Source organism: Rhizobium sp. M1 (assembly GCF_002531805.1).
Lineage (GTDB): Bacteria > Pseudomonadota > Alphaproteobacteria > Rhizobiales > Rhizobiaceae > Rhizobium > Rhizobium etli_C.
Genome location: NZ_NWSW01000123.1, coordinates 1 through 517, shown reverse-complemented (window position 1 = coordinate 517; position 517 = coordinate 1). Strand labels below are relative to the sequence as shown.

General features: G+C 66.9%; 1 pseudogene. It reads left to right on the top strand.

The features are described from left to right. Positions 1-517, top strand: a pseudogene (locus tag CO655_RS33240) (Ti-type conjugative transfer relaxase TraA); the annotation flags it as partial.

The window sequence follows — 517 nt, the reverse complement described above, 5'->3', positions numbered from 1 at the left end:
CCAATGATCCAGCCGCCTACGGGGCCTTGCGCGGTTCCGATCGCCTCATGGACCGGATGCTGGCCGCCGGCCGGGAGCGGAAAGAAGCACTTCAGGCCGTGCCCGAGGCGGATGCGCGCCTGCGCTCCCTCGGAGCCGCCTATGCCAACATCCTCGATGCCGAGCGTCAGGTCATCACAGAAGAGCGGCGGCGCATGGCGGTCGCCATTCCTGCTTTGTCGAAAGCTGCGGAAGAGGCATTGACGCGCCTGACGGCCGCGGCACAGAAGGATGGCAGGAGGCTGGGCGTCTCCGCCGCTGCCCTCGATCCAGGCATTGGCCGTGAGTTTGCCGCTGTCAGCCGGGCGCTCGACGAACGCTTCGGTCGCAATGGCCTCGTCCGAGGTGACAAGGATCTCGTCAACCGCGTGCCGCCGGCGCAGCGCCGAGCCTTCGAGGCGATGCAGGAAAGGTTGAAGGTCCTGCAGCAGACTGTCCGGCTGCAGAGCAGCGAGCAGATCATAACGGAGCGGCGCCA